The 17736-nt window shown below is 59.1% G+C and carries 15 protein-coding genes, 3 tRNA genes and 1 riboswitch; of the genes, 3 read left to right on the forward strand and 15 right to left on the reverse strand.

What is annotated here, in order from left to right; translation table 11 throughout:
• On the forward strand, nucleotides 1-182 hold a 182-nt coding region (locus CUN63_RS31890; protein WP_218570136.1), incomplete at its 5' end, for a hypothetical protein.
• 150 nt (nucleotides 183-332) lie between these two features.
• Here the strand turns inward: CUN63_RS31890 and mgtE are convergent.
• Nucleotides 333-1775, reverse strand: a complete 1443-nt coding sequence (gene mgtE, locus CUN63_RS05035) for a magnesium transporter (RefSeq protein WP_129437624.1) — start codon at nucleotides 1773-1775, stop codon at nucleotides 333-335.
• 319 nt (nucleotides 1776-2094) lie between these two features.
• Here mgtE and CUN63_RS05040 point away from each other — a divergent pair, with 319 nt between their 5' ends.
• On the forward strand, nucleotides 2095-2613 hold the full coding sequence (locus CUN63_RS05040) for a cell envelope protein SmpA (RefSeq protein ID WP_129437626.1): 519 nt from the start codon (nucleotides 2095-2097) through the stop codon (nucleotides 2611-2613).
• Between the two features lie 19 nt (nucleotides 2614-2632).
• On the opposite strand, the gene CUN63_RS05045 is transcribed toward CUN63_RS05040, so the two are convergent.
• The 7 genes from CUN63_RS05045 to ltaE all read right to left on the reverse strand — a co-directional run bounded on the left by CUN63_RS05045 (nucleotide 2633) and on the right by ltaE (nucleotide 8602).
• Nucleotides 2633-2709, reverse strand: a tRNA-Arg gene (locus CUN63_RS05045).
• A gap of 71 nt (nucleotides 2710-2780) precedes the next feature.
• Nucleotides 2781-2857 (reverse strand) — tRNA-Arg (locus tag CUN63_RS05050).
• Nucleotides 2858-2964: 107 nt separating this feature from the next.
• Nucleotides 2965-3055: transfer RNA gene (locus tag CUN63_RS05055), tRNA-Ser, on the reverse strand.
• 62 nt (nucleotides 3056-3117) lie between these two features.
• Entirely contained in the window at nucleotides 3118-3306 is a 189-nt protein-coding gene (gene csrA, locus CUN63_RS05060) for a carbon storage regulator CsrA (protein WP_002554426.1), read from the reverse strand.
• A 187-nt stretch (nucleotides 3307-3493) separates the two neighbouring features.
• The gene (locus tag CUN63_RS05065) at nucleotides 3494-4735 is read right to left on the reverse strand and encodes an aspartate kinase (RefSeq protein WP_129437628.1); all 1242 of its coding nucleotides are present in this window, start codon (nucleotides 4733-4735) and stop codon (nucleotides 3494-3496) included.
• Nucleotides 4736-4826: 91 nt separating this feature from the next.
• On the reverse strand, nucleotides 4827-7451 hold the full coding sequence (alaS, locus tag CUN63_RS05070; RefSeq protein ID WP_129437630.1) for an alanine--tRNA ligase: 2625 nt from the start codon (nucleotides 7449-7451) through the stop codon (nucleotides 4827-4829).
• Nucleotides 7452-7597: 146 nt separating this feature from the next.
• On the reverse strand, nucleotides 7598-8602 hold the full coding sequence (gene ltaE, locus CUN63_RS05075) for a low-specificity L-threonine aldolase (protein ID WP_129437632.1): 1005 nt from the start codon (nucleotides 8600-8602) through the stop codon (nucleotides 7598-7600).
• 195 nt (nucleotides 8603-8797) lie between these two features.
• Nucleotides 8798-8968: riboswitch (FMN riboswitch) on the forward strand.
• Nucleotides 8969-9070: 102 nt separating this feature from the next.
• On the opposite strand from ltaE, the gene CUN63_RS05080 reads away from it, so the two are divergent.
• Nucleotides 9071-9580: a 6,7-dimethyl-8-ribityllumazine synthase gene (locus CUN63_RS05080; protein ID WP_007943897.1), complete on the forward strand. Its 510-nt coding sequence runs from the start codon at nucleotides 9071-9073 to the stop codon at nucleotides 9578-9580.
• Between the two features lie 157 nt (nucleotides 9581-9737).
• Here CUN63_RS05080 and astE read toward each other — a convergent pair whose 3' ends face one another.
• From astE to CUN63_RS05115, 7 genes are all read right to left on the reverse strand, one after another.
• Nucleotides 9738-10748, reverse strand: a complete 1011-nt coding sequence (astE, locus tag CUN63_RS05085; protein ID WP_129437634.1) for a succinylglutamate desuccinylase — start codon at nucleotides 10746-10748, stop codon at nucleotides 9738-9740.
• A gap of 12 nt (nucleotides 10749-10760) precedes the next feature.
• Nucleotides 10761-11048 carry a hypothetical protein gene (locus CUN63_RS05090; RefSeq protein ID WP_033056735.1) on the reverse strand — a complete coding sequence of 96 codons (288 nt, stop codon included), beginning with the start codon at nucleotides 11046-11048 and terminating at the stop codon, nucleotides 10761-10763.
• A 20-nt stretch (nucleotides 11049-11068) separates the two neighbouring features.
• Nucleotides 11069-12415 carry an N-succinylarginine dihydrolase gene (gene astB / locus CUN63_RS05095; RefSeq protein ID WP_129437636.1) on the reverse strand — a complete coding sequence of 449 codons (1347 nt, stop codon included), beginning with the start codon at nucleotides 12413-12415 and terminating at the stop codon, nucleotides 11069-11071.
• Nucleotides 12416-12583: 168 nt separating this feature from the next.
• The gene (gene astD / locus CUN63_RS05100; RefSeq protein ID WP_165353308.1) at nucleotides 12584-14053 is read right to left on the reverse strand and encodes a succinylglutamate-semialdehyde dehydrogenase; all 1470 of its coding nucleotides are present in this window, start codon (nucleotides 14051-14053) and stop codon (nucleotides 12584-12586) included.
• Nucleotides 14050-15075 (reverse strand): arginine N-succinyltransferase, encoded by a 1026-nt coding sequence (astA, locus tag CUN63_RS05105; RefSeq protein ID WP_129437640.1) that lies wholly within the window; start codon nucleotides 15073-15075, stop codon nucleotides 14050-14052. The genes astD and astA overlap by 4 nt, the downstream gene beginning before the upstream one ends.
• Before the next feature lie 83 nt (nucleotides 15076-15158).
• Nucleotides 15159-16178, reverse strand: coding sequence for an arginine/ornithine succinyltransferase subunit alpha (aruF, locus tag CUN63_RS05110; RefSeq protein ID WP_129437642.1), 1020 nt, complete (start codon nucleotides 16176-16178; stop codon nucleotides 15159-15161).
• Nucleotides 16179-16401: 223 nt separating this feature from the next.
• Entirely contained in the window at nucleotides 16402-17622 is a 1221-nt protein-coding gene (locus CUN63_RS05115; RefSeq protein ID WP_129437644.1) for an aspartate aminotransferase family protein, read from the reverse strand.
• Nucleotides 17623-17736: the final 114 nt, after the last annotated feature.

A 17736-nucleotide genomic window follows, 5' to 3' on the forward strand; every position in this document is an offset into this window, starting at 1 on the left:
CCTTCCTGCTTATGCCTGTCGGATCTACGTCGCAGCGTCCCGTGCAAGTATTGGGCTTTAGGGAAACACGCCCCTTTACCCCGCTGCGCCGCCTCTATCCGCTTGCTGTTCGTCAAGCCAGCATTTTGCCTCGGGCTTCCTTCAGATTCGCGGTCACCCGCGACACCCTTGCCTCTGGCTAACACTTCCCCTTGCCGGGTGTGTAGAGGACTTTCACCTCCAAGTCACCAGCGAGGCCACCACAGCCAAGCTGGTTGCGCTTGCGCGCAACGCGCCATGCCTGGCGCACGCATAAAAAACCCGCCGATTGGCGGGTTTCTGATGTCGATAAGTCAGAGCAGGAAGATCGTCGCCAACCCGAGAAAGATGAAGAACCCGCCACTGTCCGTCATGGCGGTGATCATCACACTGGCGCCCATCGCAGGATCGCGCCCAAGCCTCGCCAGGGTCATGGGAATCAACACCCCCGCCAATGCCGCCAGCAACAGGTTGAGCGTCATGGCAGCGGTCATCACCACCCCCAGAGACCAACTGCCATACAGCAGATAGGCGACGACGCCGATCACACCGCCCCACACCAGGCCATTGATCAGCCCTACCGCCAATTCCTTGCGCATCAGGCGCGAAGTATTGCCGGTGCTGACCTGATCCAGCGCCATGGCCCGAACGATCATGGTGATCGTCTGGTTACCCGAGTTGCCACCGATACCGGCCACGATCGGCATCAATGCCGCCAGCGCCACCAGTTTCTCGATGGAGCCTTCGAAAAGACCGATCACCCGGGATGCGATGAACGCGGTAATCAGGTTCACGGCCAACCAGGCCCAACGGTTACGCAGGGATTTCCAGACTGACGCAAAAATATCTTCTTCTTCGCGCAGACCCGCCATGTTGAGAACTTCGTTTTCGCTCTCTTCACGAATCAGGTCGACCATTTCATCGATGGTCAGACGGCCGATCAACTTGCCGTTCTTGTCGACTACGGGCGCCGAGATCAAGTCGTAACGTTCGAACGCCTGAGCAGCGTCATAGGCGTCTTCGTCCGGATGAAAACTCACCGGGTCGCTGGCCATGACTTCAGAAACCTGTTTTTCCGGGTCATTGACCAGCAAACGCTTGATTGGCAGCACGCCCTTGAGCACGCCGTCGTAATCGACCACGAACAGTTTGTCCGTGTGGCCAGGCAGCTCTTTGAGGCGGCGCAGGTAACGCAAAACCACTTCGAGGCTGACGTCCTCACGGATCGTCACCATCTCGAAGTCCATCAGCGCACCGACCTGCTCCTCGTCGTAGGACAACGCAGAGCGGACGCGCTCACGCTGTTGACCATCGAGGGTTTCCATCAGCTCGTGGACGACGTCTCGCGGCAGCTCGGAGGCCAGGTCAGCAAGTTCGTCGGCGTCCATGTCCTTGGCCGCAGCCAAGAGCTCGTGATCGTCCATGTCGGCGATCAGCGTTTCACGAACCGAATCGGATACTTCGAGCAGAATGTCGCCGTCGCGATCGGCCTTGACCAATTGCCAGAGCGTCAGACGATCGCCCAGTGGCAAGGCTTCAAGGATGTAGGCGACGTCGGCGGAGTGCAGATCATCGAGTTTGCGTTGCAACTCGACGAGGTTTTGTCGGTGAACCAGGTTCTCGACCCGGTCGTGATGCGGACCTTCCTGGCGGTGAGTCAGGTCTTCGACCACCCGCTGACGCTGCAGCAGCTCAACAACTTGAGCGAGGCGGTCCTGCAAGCTTTCCTGCGTTTTCTTTACTTCAACTTCAGACATAGGCGAACTCCACTCCCAGCAGCGGGGCACGCCGGAAGGATCAATCAGTCAATTCATGATTGGAAAAACGGGGTACTGAGTAACTACTGGGTAAGTCCATGGAGGCATTCCACAAGCCCCGGCGGGGCTGACGGGCGCAATGATACACCGCCCGACGGTTTTAAACGTTAAAAAATCGTGGCTGAAACAAGCGCTTGCAAGACAAACCTGAGCGCTGCCTGATCCATCAAACTGCGACGACTCATCCTGAAAAGAAAACACACCACAGCCGAAAAATGTAACGACTACCCTTCAGATGGACCGTCATGGAGGACGTTTGATGCGATCGAATGCTCATTATTTTTTATTGATCACCCTGCTCTGCCCGTCGCCCTGGGCGCTTGCCACGACCGTTCACCGCTGCGAGGCGGCCAACGGGCGCATTACCTTCACTACGTTGAGCTGTACGGCCGGAGACAGCCTTTCGCTTCAGGATGTCCGCACCTTCACACCGGGCAGCGTGACCGCCCTCATGCCGGAAGCCGGCATTCGCGAAACATCAGGTATGAAAATCAAAAGGAGAGATCCGACCGTCGTCGGCAAGACCGAGGACAAATGTGGAAACCTCATCAGCGCTAAAGAACGCCGCGAAGCGATCATCAATCAGCGGGTTGTTGCCGGCATGAGTCAGCAGGATGTCGAGAGCGCCCTTGGCAAGCCAGACAAGATCAGTATTCGCAATTCGGCCACGAGCTACCGTTACGACACCCAGCGAGGTCGTAGCGCACACGTTGAGTTCGATGAGAGAGGATGCACCAAGGGCAAAGCCAAATCCCAGACGGCAAAAAACCCGCGTTAAACGCGGGCTTTTTGGTGTTTGGTGCACTCGACAGGATTCGAACCTGTGACCGCTCGGTTCGTAGCCGAGTACTCTATCCAGCTGAGCTACGAGTGCATTTGTGTTTTTATACCAGATCACAACTGGTTGAAGCCAAGTCATTCACATTACTGCAAACAACTCTTAAATGGTGCACTCGACAGGATTCGAACCTGTGACCGCTCGGTTCGTAGCCGAGTACTCTATCCAGCTGAGCTACGAGTGCATTTGTTGCCGCGCATTATAGGCCGTTTAATCTCTATGTAAAGCACTTTTTCTAGTAATTTCAAACACTTACCGAAGAAGCTAGATTACAACGTACTACGCAAATAATGGCGGAGAACGGGGGATTCGAACCCCCGACACCCTTTTGAGGTGTACTCCCTTAGCAGGGGAGCGCCTTCGGCCACTCGGCCAGCTCTCCGCAACACGGGGCGTATGTTAACCAGCTTCTTCCCCGTTTGCAAACATAAAAAACGATAAAAATTAATGGCTTGGTTCTTCGTCCTTCTCTTTCTTTATACGCAGGTAAATTTCTTCACGGTGGACAGCAACCTCTTTCGGGGCGTTGACACCGATACGCACTTGATTTCCTTTGACGCCGAGCACGGTCACGGTGATTTCGCCATCACCAATAATCAGGCTTTCTGCGCACCGACGAGTCAGAATCAGCATACCTTTCTCCTCACGCATTTCATTTCAGGGACAACAGTCTGCAAAAAAAAGGCACTCGACCTACAACCGGAACGATCGCAGCCCTACATGCCTGAGTATTGACTAGCGCGAGCAAAAGAACAGCCTCGAGTCGCACCATTCAAAAAAACAAAAGGGCGCGGTCAGACCGCGCCCTTCGGTTAACGCATCACTCGCCCTGACGGGCCGGTGCGTCCAGTTCGAATGCCGTATGCAGAGCGCGCACAGCCAGTTCCAGATACTTCTCTTCGATCACTACGGAGACTTTGATTTCCGAAGTCGAGATCATCTGGATGTTGATGCTTTCTTTCGCCAGGGATTCGAACATGCGGCTGGCCACACCTGCGTGGGAGCGCATGCCGACACCGACGATCGACACCTTGGCAATCTTGATGTCGCCAACGACTTCACGGGCACCGATCTCGCGAGCGGTGTTTTCCAGCACGGTTTGCGCGGCCTGGAAGTCATTGCGATGCACGGTGAAGGTGAAGTCGGTGGTGTTATCGTGCGCAACGTTCTGCACGATCATGTCGACTTCGATGTTCGCGGCACTGATCGGGCCGAGAATCTTGAACGCAACGCCCGGGGTGTCTGGCACGCCACGGATGGTCAGCTTGGCTTCATCGCGGTTGAAAGCGATGCCGGAAATGATCGGCTGTTCCATGGTTTCCTCTTCATCAATAGTAATGAGGGTGCCCGGACCCTCCTTGAAGCTGTGCAGTACGCGCAGCGGAACGTTGTACTTGCCGGCGAATTCCACCGCACGGATCTGCAACACCTTGGAACCGAGACTGGCCATTTCCAGCATCTCTTCGAAGGTAATCTTGTCCAGGCGCTGAGCCACGGACACCACACGCGGGTCGGTGGTGTAGACGCCGTCGACATCGGTGTAGATCTGGCATTCGTCAGCCTTCAAGGCTGCCGCCAGGGCCACGCCGGTGGTGTCGGAACCGCCACGACCGAGGGTGGTGATGTTGCCGTGCTCGTCGACGCCCTGGAAACCGGCGACAACAACCACACGACCGGCCTTCAGATCGCCACGAATCTTCTGTTCATCAATCTGCAAGATACGCGCTTTATTGTGAGCGCTGTCCGTCAGAATCCGCACCTGACTGCCTGTGTAAGACACCGCTGGCACGCCGCGCTTGATCAGCGCCATGGCCAACAGCGCAATCGTCACCTGCTCACCGGTGGAGACGATTACATCCAGCTCACGAGGAACTGGTTGGCCGTCGCCACTGATTTGCTTGGCCAGATCGATCAGACGGTTGGTTTCGCCGCTCATTGCAGACAGCACAACCACCAGGTCATCGCCGGCCTCGCGGAATTTCTTAACCTTGTCGGCGACCTGCTCGATTCTCTCGACAGTGCCGACCGAGGTGCCTCCAAATTTCTGTACGATCAAAGCCATTTCAAAGCCGCCTCTGCCCATGAAGGGCGCCCAAATAATCACTCAAACCGCGTTCGGGCCCGCCACTAGACTGTGGGCCGGACACACTGCCTTATAAACCCTGCTCTACAAATGGAACAGTCAGGGCCAATGCCGCATCCAGTGCGCCAGCGTCAGTACCACCGCCTTGCGCCATATCTGGACGACCACCGCCCTTCCCGCCCACTGCCGCAGCGGCTTGCTTCATCAAATCACCGGCTTTGAGTTGGCCAGTCAGGTCTTTGGTTACGCCTGCAACCAGAACGACCTTTTCCTCATGGACACTGCCGAGCAGGATCACTGCGCGGCCGAGTTTGTTTTTCAGTTGATCGACCAGCGCCAGCAGCGCCTTGCCGTCCTGACCGTCCAGACGCACGGCCAGCACTTTCACGCCTTTGACATCCAGGGCAGAAGCCGACAGATCGTCGCCCGCCGCGCTGGCAGCCTTGGCCTGCAACTGCTCGAGTTGCTTCTCCAGCAGACGGTTGCGCTCCAGCACAGCCGACAGCTTGTCGATCAGGTTGTCGCGGCTACCCTTGACCAGGTTGGCCGCTTCCTTGAGTTGTTCTTCAGCAGCGTTCAAGTATGCCAGCGCCGCGGCGCCAGTAACCGCTTCGATACGACGCACGCCGGAAGCCACACCGCCTTCACTGATAATCTTCAGCAGGCCGATGTCGCCGGTACGGTTGGCGTGGATACCGCCGCACAGCTCGACGGAGAAATCACCGCCCATGCTCAGTACGCGCACATTGTCGCCGTACTTCTCGCCGAACAGCGCCATGGCGCCCTTCTGCTTGGCGGTCTCGATATCGGTTTCTTCGGTTTCAACTTCGGAGTTCTTGCGAATCTCGGCGTTGACGATGTCTTCCAGAGCCTTCAACTGCTCAGGTTTGATGGCTTCGAAGTGGCTGAAGTCGAAGCGCAGGCGCTGACTGTCAACCAACGAGCCTTTCTGCTGAACGTGCTCGCCCAACACCTGACGCAATGCCGCGTGCAGCAAGTGAGTCGCCGAGTGGTTCAGCGAAGTCGCGTGACGCACTTCGGCATCAACATGAGTCTCTACCGGCGCGCCGATGGTCAGGCTGCCCGACGCCAGCACGCCGTGATGCAAGAAGGCGCCACCGGTTTTGGTGGTGTCGCGTACGTCAAAGCGCGCGTTGCCGACCTGAAGGAAACCGCAGTCACCGATCTGACCGCCGGATTCAGCGTAGAACGGCGTCTGGTTCAGTACGACCACACCCTCTTCGCCTTCGCTGAGTACGTCGACCGACTGGCCATCTTTATAGAGACCAACGACTTTCGCCGAACCTTTAGTCGCTTCATAGCCGGTGAATTCGGTGGCCACATCAACCTTGACCAGGCTGTTGTAGTCCATGCCGAAGGAGCTGGCGGAACGGGCACGGACGCGCTGGGCTTCCATTTCGCGCTCGAAGCCTTCTTCGTCGATGGTCAGGCTGCGTTCGCGAGCGATGTCGCCGGTCAGGTCCATCGGGAAACCGTACGTGTCGTAGAGTTTGAACACTACGTCGCCCGGCACCACGTCGCCTTTGAGCTCGGCCAGATCCTGCTCGAGGATTTTCAGGCCCTGCTCCAGGGTCTTGGCGAACTGCTCTTCTTCAGCTTTCAGTACGCGCTCGATGTGCGCTTGCTGGGATTTCAGCTCAGGGAAGGCTTCGCCCATCTCGGCGACCAGTGCCGCAACGATCTGGTAGAAGAAGCTGCCCTTGGCGCCCAGCTTGTTGCCGTGACGGCAGGCGCGACGAATGATCCGGCGCAGCACGTAGCCGCGACCTTCGTTGGACGGCAGCACGCCGTCGGCAATCAGGAAACCGCACGAGCGAATGTGGTCGGCGACGACTTTCAGCGACGCCTGATTGTCGTTGGTGCAGCCGATGGCCTTGGCCGATGCGCTCAGCAGGCTCTGGAACAGGTCGATTTCATAGTTCGAGTGAACGTGCTGCAGCACGGCACTGATCCGCTCCAGGCCCATGCCGGTATCGACCGACGGCGCTGGCAGCGGGTGCAACACGCCATCGGCGGTGCGATTGAACTGCATGAACACGTTGTTCCAGATTTCAATGTAACGGTCGCCGTCTTCTTCCGGCGAGCCCGGTGGGCCGCCCCAGATGTCGGCGCCGTGATCGTAGAAAATCTCGGTGCAAGGACCGCACGGGCCGGTATCGCCCATGGTCCAGAAGTTATCGGAAGCGTACGGGGCGCCTTTGTTGTCGCCAATACGAACCATGCGCTCGGCCGGAACGCCGATTTCCTTGGTCCAGATGTCGTAGGCCTCGTCATCGCTGGCGTAGACGGTGACCCAGAGCTTTTCTTTCGGCAGGTTCAGCCACTTGTCGGACGTCAGGAAGTTCCAGGCGTAGGTGATCGCATCGCGCTTGAAGTAATCACCGAAGCTGAAGTTACCCAGCATTTCGAAGAATGTGTGGTGACGGGCGGTATAACCGACGTTTTCCAGGTCGTTGTGCTTGCCGCCGGCGCGCACGCATTTCTGGCTGCTGACCGCGCGGGTGTACGCGCGTTTTTCCTGGCCCAGGAAGCAGTCCTTGAACTGGTTCATCCCCGCGTTAGTGAACAGCAGGGTTGGGTCGTTGCCCGGAATCAAAGAGCTGGAGGCTACACGGGTGTGGCCTTGCTCTTCGAAGAAGCGAAGGAAGGCTTCACGGATTTCTGCGCTTTTCATTAGGTTCTTCCACGGAGGCTGCGGCCAAAGGCCTGTGCGAAACGTCAACAGACGAAGCGACGGCAAAGGGCCGCATTATATCGGCCCTGCGCGCGGGGTACAGCGTGTTTATACGATAGAAACGGTCAATTGGACCGCTAACGCTATCAGTTGCGCGAAAACTCGACGAATGTCGCGACGACCTGCTCGATTTGAGCACGGCTGACGTCCATGTGCGTGACCATGCGCAGACGTCCGGCAGCGCTCAGTTTGATCCCGCGTTCGGCGGCAAACGCCTTGATGGCCTCGGCCTTGTCGCCCATCTGCACGTAAACCATGTTGGTCTGCACCGGCTCAACCTCGTAACCCGCCGCTCGCAAGCCTTCGGCCAGCAACTGCGCATTGGCGTGGTCGTCAGCCAGACGCTGAACATGGTTATCCAGCGCGTACAAACCTGCCGCCGCCAGAATCCCGGCCTGGCGCATGCCGCCGCCGACCATCTTGCGCAGGCGTCGCGCCTTGCCGATCAACTCGACCGAGCCACACAGCACCGAACCGATCGGCGCGCCCAGGCCTTTGGACAGACAGACCGAGACGGAATCGAAATACTGGGTGATCTCGCGGGCATCGACACCCAATTTGACCGCCGCGTTGTACAGCCGCGCGCCGTCCAGGTGCAGCTGCAACCCATGTTCACGGGTAAAGCTTCGAGCCTGCGCCAGATACTCCAGCGGCAAAACCTTGCCCTGCATGGTGTTTTCCAGCGCCAGCAAACGGGTGCGGGCGAAGTGGAAGTCATCCGGCTTGATCGCAGCTGCCACGTGCGCCAGGTCCAGCGAGCCGTCGGCCTGCACTTCCAGCGGCTGTGGCTGGATCGAACCGAGTACGGCCGCACCGCCGCCTTCGTACTTATAGGTGTGAGCCTGCTGGCCGACGATGTATTCGTCACCGCGTTCGCAGTGGGCCATCAAGCCCAGCAGATTGCTCATGGTGCCCGTAGGAACAAACAGCGCTGCAGCAAAACCCAACTGATTCGCAAGCTCGGCTTCCAGTCGATTGACCGTCGGATCTTCGCCGTAAACGTCGTCACCGGTGGCCGCTGTGGCCATCGCGTCGAGCATCCCTGCGGTCGGTTGGGTGACGGTGTCGCTGCGAAGATCAATAACGCTCATGAATCTGGCCTCGGTAAGCAGGGAAAATCCCTTTCAGTCAGGAGTTACTGCGGTCATGCCGACGAATAATCAACCCTTGGGTACGAAAAGGCTTCTTGAACTGACGAAAAAATCGATAGCAATCATCAGATAGCAGCAATGCACAGGTGAGAAATATGTGTTAAAAACGCTTCGCCGCCAAACAATCTGGCGGCAAAACGTTCTCAGGGCGGGGTGCAACTCCCCACCGGCGGTAATTGCGCGCAATGCGCATAGCCCGCGAGCGCTTGGCGACAGGCACGGCAATGGCTGTGATGGCGGCAAGGTCAGCAGACCCGGTGTGATCCCGGGGCCGACGGTCATAGTCCGGATGAAGAGAGAACGGGATTGGCGCCAAAGGGCCGTCCGCAGGCATTCGTGCGAGCGTGCGTACCCTTAAATCCCATTCGATTCATATGCCCTGTTTTTTACATAAACAGGAGTCAGAACATGCAACCCACCGCAATCGATAGCAAAAGCAAAAACCATCAGGGCGAGCGCGTTGCGTTCATCCAGGCCTGCTGGCACAAGGAAATCGTCGATCAGAGCCGTAAGGGCTTTGTGGCCGAAATGATTGCTCAGGGTTATCAGGAATCGGAGATCGATTTCTTCGAAGTCGGCGGCGCCTTTGAAATACCGCTGCACGCCAAGCTGCTGGCCAAGTCCGGTCGTTATGCCGGCATCGTCGCGGCGGGCCTGGTGGTCGACGGCGGGATCTACCGCCACGAATTCGTCGCCCAGTCGGTGATCAGCGGTTTGATGCAGGTTCAGCTGGAAACCGAAGTGCCGGTGTTCTCGGTGGTCCTGACCCCGCACCACTTCCATGCTGGCGAAGAACATCAGAAGTTCTTCTTCGAGCACTTTGTGCATAAAGGCCAGGAAGCGGCGAAGACGTGCGCGGATACGCTGCACAAAATGCGTGCATTGCGTCGTAGCGAGCCACGTGCGGTAGCTGTCTAAACGCTTAACCTGTGGGAGCGAGCTTGGTCCGGGCGGCGTTCCGACGATGGCGGTTTAACATTCAACAATGATGTCGTTTGTTACTCCGCTATCGTCGGAACGCCGCCCGGACCAAGCTCGCTCCCACATGGGTTTTATGCCTGGCTTGAGATCAGGCTCAGGCGAGGTTTTCGTCGGTAGTCGGCACAATAAGGATGCCGGCGCGCAGGCCGTTCTTGACCTTGGGGTTCGGGAAGATGATCCGGGCACCCTCCTCCTCAATGATCCACCGGGTCTGGGCGATGTCTTCGGCCAGCAGGTAACCCACTTCCAACTCCGAAAAGTTCTCGATGTCCGCTGGCAGGTTCAAGCGGAAGCTATCGCTGTGCTTGATGATTTCTCGCGCCACGCTAAACAGCTGCAAACCGTCCAGCGCCTCTTCGGTCTGGGCCGGCTCGTTGCCTTCGATGATCTGTTTGAGGCGAGTTTCCAGCAGATCGACGTTGACCCCATCGTTCTGCCCGAATGGCCGCGCCTTGCCCAACTCGAGGGTAAAGGACTCCGCACCGAGCTTGTCGTAGGTATAGGAGCTGAAAACGATGGACGGCTTGTTTTGCAGCAGCACCGCTTCCATGCCGGCGGCACGCAGACGCGCCAGTTCCAGGCGTGAATGCTGACGGCCTTCTTTCCAGGGATACAGCGCGAACTGCTCGATTTTCGAGCCACGAATCGCGGTGTGAAGGTCGTAGTGCAGACGGTTGCGATCCGGCAGGCTGAAGAAACTCGCCGCCAGCCGCTCCAGTTCACAGGCGCGCAGGGCTTCGGAGCCGCTGCTTTGTTCGTGACGGCCGTTGAACAGCCGGTTGACGTCCTGCTCGATGAAACGCTCGCCTTTGCGAATCGCTTCCGGGTTGCCGAACAGGAACAGAATACGTGTACGCGGCTTCAAATCGCCACGGGCGAGGTCATGCAACAGACGATCGAGCAACTCGATCGGCGCTGTTTCGTTGCCGTGGATGCCGGCTGATAGCAGCAGGTCCAGGCCGTTGTCGCGAGCTTCAGGTGGCCGGACTTCCAGCGCACCTTCGCTCAACCAGCGCATGCGCACGCCTTCGACAGTCAGTTGAGTCTTCTCCGCCGGTTCGCGGCCGGCGAGGGTCAGTTCAAGCAGTTTGCCGAGGGCGAGCATAGAGCGGTTTCCTTAGTGGTCGTGTGCGCAATCCGGGCCGTGCACGTGGTCTTCGTCACCGACTTCAGCCGGTTCCATTTCCAGTTGCAGACTTACCAGATTAGTCGCCAATGGGCGCAACAGCAGGTTTGCGTACTCCGCGTCACCTTCTTCGACGTCCACGCCGATCAGCAATTGGCCGCGGCCGTCTTGCTGAATCCACAGCTCTTTGCCTTGCCACATGACCGCGACGCGGGTGCAGGAAGTTTCCAGTTGCGTGCCGTCGGTGTCTTCAAGGATCAGCTGCAGGGTATCGCTCATGTTTTTTACGCTCTCGACGTTCAATTGATCTGGAATGGATAAACCGCGCCCAGTTTAAGGATTTGTGTCAGTTCATCCAGTGCCGTCCGGCACTCAAGCAGCAATTGCGGGTCCGCGAGATCGTTTTCGGTCATGCGGTCGCGGTAGTGCTTGTCGACCCATTCGGTCAGCGTGCCGTACAACGGCGCCGTCATGATAACCCCTGGGTTGACGGCCGCCAGTTCGGTTTCGTTGAGCGCGACGCGCAATCGCAGGCAAGCCGGGCCGCCGCCGTTCTGCATGCTCTGCTTCAAATCGAACACTTTCACTTCGCGGATCAGGCCGCCAGAGCTGGTCAACCCTTGCAGGTACTGCCAGACACGCTCGTTGCCTCGGCATTCTTCCGGCACGATCAACAGCATCGAGCCGTCAGGACGCGACAGCAGTTGGCTATTGAACAGGTAGGAACGAACGGAGTCTTCCACGGTGACCGCGGAACGCGGTACGCAGATCGACTGAAATTTCCCACCGACTTTGGCGAGTTTGCTCTGCAATTCGGCCAGCATCTGCTCGGTGTCGAGGAACGCATCCTCGTGATAGAACAAAACTTCGCCGTTACCCACCGCGATCACATCGTTGTGGAACACGCCCTGATCAATCACCGAAGGGTTCTGCTGAGCGTAGACCACGCCGTCATCGCTCAGGCCGTGCAGGCGGGCAACCGCCTGGGAGGCTTCGAGGGTCTGGCGTGCCGGGTATTTCTGCGGTGCCGGGTAACGGGTGTCGAACGCGCTGCGACCGAACACGAAGAACTCGACGCCTGCTTCGCCGTATTCACGGCAGAAACGGGTGTGGTTGGCTGCGCCTTCGTCACCGAACTGCGCCACGGCCGGCAAGGCGGCGTGATGAGCGAAGTGCTTCTGGTCAGCGAACATCGCCCCCAGCACGCGACTGGTGGTCGGGTGTTCGATGCTGCGGTGATATTTGCAGTTCAGGTTGGCCGCGGTGAAATGCACACGGCCATCCGCGGTGTCGGCGCTCGGGCTGACAGTGGCGGCGTTGGCCACCCACATGCTCGACGCCGAGCAACTGGCAACCAGCAGCGGCATAGCATCTTTGGCCGCCTGCTCGATCACCTGAGCGTCGGTACCGCTGAAACCCAAACGACGCAGGGCTGCCACGTCCGGGCGTTCCTGTGGGGCCAGCACGCCCTGTTGAAAGCCCATTTCCATCAGCGACTTCATTTTCGCCAGGCCTTGCAGCGCGGCTTCCTTCGGGTTCGAAGACTGCTGGCTATTGCTCTGGGACGCGACGTTGCCGTAGGACAAACCGCCGTAGTTATGGGTCGGCCCCACTAGACCGTCAAAATTGACTTCATAGGATTTCATCAGCGAGGCTCCACGAGAATCTGTTGTTATAGGCATCAGTAACTAACTGTTCAGTGCGACCGAGTCGCGGCCATCGCGGGCAAGCCCGGCTCCCACAGGTTCGGAGGTGTTCACACACTTTGTGTCCGACGCAAATCCTGTGGGAGCGAGCTTGCTCGCGATTGGGCGTTACGCCATTTTCACGCCTGGCGTAAGGGTCGCAGGCATCACCAGGCTCGGCGTTTCCAGCGAAGCAACCGGGTACGCGCAGTAATCTGCCGCGTAGTAGGCGCTGGCGCGGTGGTTGCCCGAGGCGCCGACACCGCCGAATGGCGCGCTGCTCGCAGCACCGGTCAGCTGTTTGTTCCAGTTGACGATGCCAGCACGGCTTTCCAGCCAGAACTGCTGATAACGCGCTTCGGAATCCGACAGCAGACCGGCCGCCAGGCCATAGTCGGTGTCGTTGGCTTCAGCAATCGCCGCCTCAAAATCAGCGTAGCGGATCACTTGCAGCAGCGGGCCGAACAGCTCTTCGTCAGGGCGATCAGCCACTGCCGTGACGTCCAGAATGCCCGGGGTCAGCAAGGCGGCTTGAGCTTGTGGTTGAGTCATTTCCAGCAATGCTACTGCGCCGTTGCCCAGCAGATGTTCCTGCGCATCCATCAGTGCTTTCGCAGCGCCGAGGGAAATCACCGAGCCCATGAACGGTGCCGGTTGCTGATCAAACGCGCCGACTTCAATCGTACGGCTGACCGCCACCAGACGCGCCAGCAGCGTGTCGCCCCAGGCGCCCTGCGGCACCAGCAAGCGGCGTGCACAAGTGCAACGCTGACCGGCGGAAATGAATGCCGACTGAATGATGGTGTAAACGGCAGCATCGAGGTCTGCGACCTGATCAACGACCAGCGGGTTGTTACCGCCCATCTCCAGCGCGAGGATCTTGTCCGGACGACCGGCAAACTGTTGATGCAGGTGATTGCCGGTGCGGCTGGAGCCAGTGAAGAACAAACCGTCGATGCCTGGGTTCGCCGCCAGGGCGATACCGGTTTCACGAGCGCCTTGCAGCAGGTTCAACACGCCTGCCGGCAGACCGGCTTCGATCCAGCACTTGACCGTCAGCTCGGCGACTTTCGGCGTCAGCTCGCTGGGTTTGAACAGCACGCTATTACCGGCCAGCAGCGCCGGCACGATGTGACCGTTCGGCAAGTGACCCGGGAAGTTGTAAGGCCCGAACACCGCGACCACACCGTGTGGCTTGTGGCGCAACACGGCGGTGGCGTCGCCCAACGGGCCGCTCTTCTCGCCGGTACGTTCGCGGTAGCTCTGCACCGAGATCGCAATCTTGTTGACCATGCTGGTGACTTCAGTCGCCGCTTCCCACAAAGGTTTGCCGGTTTCCTCACCGATAGTGCGAGCCAGTTCGTCAGCATTGTTCTTCAGCGCGGCGGCAAAGGCCTCCAGCACTGTAATGCGCTCTTCCAGGGTACGCCGGGCCCAGCTCGGGAATGCCTGGCGCGCGGCTTGCACGGCCGATTCAACCTGAGCAGTGGTAGCGCCCTCGCCGGCCCACAGCACTTGCTGGGTGACCGGGTTCAGCGACTGAAAGGCTTCACCCTGGCCGGCCAGCCATTCACCTGCGATGTATAGCGAATTCATTATTTCGACTCCCTGGCAGCGGACAACGGAACGGCGCGCACTTGATCGCCGGCGTTGAGTTGAAGACGTTTGGCAGTCAGTGGATCGACCACCAGCGTACCGGCGGCGAAACGTGCAGGAGCAGCAGTGATCCGGCAGTCTTCGCGCTTGCGGTTATGAATCAGGAACGGAGTGGCGTCGTCACCCGGCGTGCCGATGGCCAGCACCAGCGCCTGGCTGTCGCGCACTGCGCGGATCTTGCCGGTTTCACACTCCACCGCAGGACCGGCGTCGAAGATGTCGACGTAGCCCTGATAGCTGAAACCTTCGCTTTTGAGCATGGCCAACGCCGGCTCGGTGTCCGGATGAACCTGGCCGATCACGTTGCGTGCATCTTCCGACAGGAAGCAGGTGTACAACGGGAATTTCGGCATCAGTTCGGCGATGAAGGCCTTGTTGCCCACGCCGGTCAGGTAGTCAGCCTGGCTGAATTCCATCTTGAAGAAGTGACGCCCCAGACTTTCCCAGAACGACGAACGCCCGGCTTCGTCGGACATGCCGCGCATCTCGGCGATGATCTTGTTGCCGAACAGCTGCGGGAACTCGGCGATGAACAGCATCCGCGCCTTGGCCAGCATGCGACCGTTAAGGCCAGTGCGGTAGTCGGCGTGCAGGAACAGCGAGCACAGCTCGGAATTGCCGGTCAGGTCATTGGCCAGGAACAGCGTTGGAATTTCGCGATAGATGTTCAACTCTTGCGAAGCGCTGACGGTCAGGCCAACCCGGAAGTTGTACCAAGGCTCACGCAGACCGACGGCTCCAGCGATGGCGGAAATACCCACCACGCGGCCGTCATCATCTTCGAGCACGAACAGGTAGTCCGCATCGCCCCGCCCGGCTTCGCCGCGGAAGGTCTTCTCGGCCCAGCCGACCCGATGGGCCAGACGCTCTTCATTGGCCGGCAAGGTGGTCAGGCCGGTGCCGGTGCTGCGGGCCAGGTCGATCAGAGCGGGTAAATCGCTGCTGCGTACGGGACGAACGATCATGCTATCTCCTCAAACGGGTCGCAGACGCCACCCGTGAAACTTCGCTGCTTTCTAGGCAATTCTCTCTAGGATTAAAGCAGGCGTTAAACCGCCACCAGACGCACGCTGGCACCTTCACCGACGCCCAGGGCTTCGGCCGCTTCAAGATCCAGGGTCACGGGTTTGCCCGGCGCGTAATCGAGCTCAAGCAAAACGGCGCGGTAATCCTGCAACTGGGCGTTGGCCACCAGGTACTGACGACCGACGCCTTTGACCGGCTCGCCGATTTTCACCGGGACTACCCGGCTCTGGGCGATCGAACGGATCCCCGAGACACGGGCGTGCAGGGTCGGCCCGCCGTCGAAAATGTCGATGTAGTGATCGGTCTCGAAGCCTTCGCGCATCAGTATGTCGAAGGTGATCTGCGCCCGCGGGTGCACCTGGCCCATCGCTTCTTGAGCGGAGTCCGGCAGCAGCGGCACATAGATCGGGTAATGCGGCATCAGCTCGGCCAGGAACGTCCGGCTCTTCAGACCGCACAGACGCTCGGCAGCGGCGTAGTTGAGGTCGAAGAAGTTGCGGCCGATGGCATCCCAGAACGGCGAATCACCATTTTCATCGCTGTAACCGACGATCTCGGTCACCACCGAATCGGCGAAGCGCTCCGGGTGGCTGGCGACGAACAGCAAGCGACCACGGGAGTTGAGTTCCGACCAGGCCGAACCCACCAGCTCCGGCAGCACGTAGAAACTGGTCAGCAAACTGTTGCCGGTCAGGTCGTGGCACTGGGAGAGCACATGGATCTTGTTGTGAATCTTCAGCTCGCGAGAAGCGTGCACAAAGGTTTCATTACGGAAGCTGTAGAACGGCTCGGAATAACCGGCCGACGCAACGATGGCCGAGCAGCCCACCAGTTTGCCGGTGGCGGTGTCTTCGAGGACGAAGAAATAGCTCTCTTCACCGTTGAAGCTGACTTCGGCGGCGAACGAGGCTTCGCTTGCTGCGATCTTGTCGCTCAGGCGTTCAACGTCATCCGGCAAGGAAGTGACACCAATCGGGCTGTCCGCAGCCAGACGCTGTACCTCGCCCAGATCAGCCATTTGCGCGGGGCGCATCACCAGCATGGTGTCACTCCTTTCTAAAAATTCTTTGAGGAAAATAAGCCGGGCGAGCATTCAAGCTACTCAGTGTCCAGTGTGGGAGCGGGCTTGCTCGCGAAGGGGTCATAACATTCAACATCAATGCTGAATGTCAGTCCGCCTTCGCGAGCAAGCCCGCTCCCACATTGAATCTGGTCCGGCATAAAAATTGGTTCGACGCCTGAATGATCAGGCGTCGAAGGGCCTATCAGGCTTGAGTCAGTTTGGCTGCGGCGCGTTCGAAACGGTCCAGACCGGCATCGATATCGGCGTCTTCAACCACCAGGCTTGGCGCGAAACGAACCACGTCCGGGCCGGCTTGCAGAATCATCAGGCCTTCTTTTTCAGCGGCGTTGAAGATGTCCTTGGCCTTGCCTTTCCAGGCATCGTTCAGCACGCAACCGATCAACAAGCCCATACCACGGACCTGGGTGAACAGGCCGTACTTCTCGCCGATCTGCTCCAGGCGAGCCTTGAACTTGTCGTGCTTGGCGTTGACGCCGGCCAGTACTTCAGGGGTATTAACCACGTCGATCACAGCTTCAGCGACAGCGCACGCCAGCGGATTGCCGCCATATGTGGTGCCGTGAGTGCCGACGACCAGGTGTTTGGCCAGGTCTTCGGTGGTCAGCATCGCGGCGATCGGGAAACCACCGCCCAGGCTCTTGGCGCTGGTCAGGATGTCTGGGGTCACGCCGTAATGCTGGTAGGCGAACAGCTTGCCGCTGCGGCCCATGCCGGTTTGCACTTCGTCGAAAATCAGCAGCGCGTTGTGCGCGGTGCACAGTTCACGGGCGCCTTGCAGGTACTCGAGTTCGGCCGGGATCACGCCGCTCTCGCCCTGGATCGGCTCCAGAACCACAGCGCACGTCTTGTCGGAAATGGCGGCTTTCAGCGCGGCCAGATCGTTGAACGGCACGTGGGTGATACCGGTGATTTTCGGACCGAAACCGTCGGAGTACTTCGACTGGCCACCGACGTTCACGGTGAACAGGGTACGACCGTGGAAGCTGTTGAGCGCGGCGATGATTTCGTACTTCTCGCTGCCGAAACGATCGAAACCGACGCGACGGGCCAGCTTGAAGGCGGCCTCGTTGGCTTCGGCGCCGGAGTTGCAGAAGAACGCGCGGTCGGCAAACGTGGCGTCGATCAGCTTATGGGCCAGGCGCAAGGCCGGCTCATTGGTGAAGACGTTGGACACGTGCCACAGCTTGTTCGCCTGCTCGGTCAAGGCAGCGACCAGCGCCGGGTGCGCATGGCCCAATACGTTAACGGCAATCCCGCCGGCGAAGTCGATCAGCTCGCGGCCAGACTGGTCCCAGACGCGGGAGCCGGCGCCACGAACAGGAATGAAAGCGGCAGGCGCGTAGTTGGGAACCATTACCTGGTCGAAATCGGCGCGTTGTACCGCAGCGTGCTCAACGGACATCGGAGTCTCCTGATGAGGAACACTCGCCTGAAACTGGCGAGCGATGGGGGGATTGTAAGGACAGTTTTCAGCCCGGCCTTGCCGCCAAGCGACAACTTCTTATAGCGCAAACCC

The organism is Pseudomonas sp. ACM7, from assembly GCF_004136015.1.
In the GTDB taxonomy this organism is placed as follows: Bacteria; Pseudomonadota; Gammaproteobacteria; order Pseudomonadales; family Pseudomonadaceae; genus Aquipseudomonas; species Aquipseudomonas frigoris.